The 448-nt window shown below is 33.3% G+C and carries 1 pseudogene; it reads right to left on the bottom strand.

Annotated elements, in window-relative coordinates:
- Nucleotides 1–24: 24 nt before the first annotated feature.
- Nucleotides 25–448 (bottom strand): annotated as a pseudogene (locus tag KH893_RS12220) (adenylosuccinate lyase); the annotation flags it as partial.

Consider the following 448-nt stretch of genomic DNA (forward strand, 5'->3'; position numbering starts at 1 on the left):
TGGCAGGATGACTAACTAATGCATTCATGCTTCCTCCAATCCCAGTCGTGCATAAATTTTATCAACATTTCTCAAATGGTAGTGATAATCAAAAGCATCATCAATTTCCGCTTGACTGAGTTTTGAACTAATCAATGGATCCTTTTCTACCAAATCCTTAAACATGAGATGTTCGTCCCAAGAACGAGCCGTCAATGGCTGAACAGTATCATAAGATTCTTCCCTACTCATTCATTTATTTATTAATTTCAAAAGCAGACTCTGTGAATAAATCAAACCGTATGTTTTTTTCATATTATTTTTCATTGTTTCTGGAAAAACAGCCAAACCATTTAAAATATTTGTAAAACGTTGAAGCATATAATCAATTAAAATCGTTGTGTCGGGAAGGATTATCCGTTCAGCTGAAGAATGAGAAATATCTCTTTCATGCCATAAAGTTATATTT

It is taken from the genome of Liquorilactobacillus sicerae (genome assembly GCF_029916425.1).
In the GTDB taxonomy this organism is placed as follows: Bacteria; Bacillota; Bacilli; order Lactobacillales; family Lactobacillaceae; genus Liquorilactobacillus; species Liquorilactobacillus sicerae.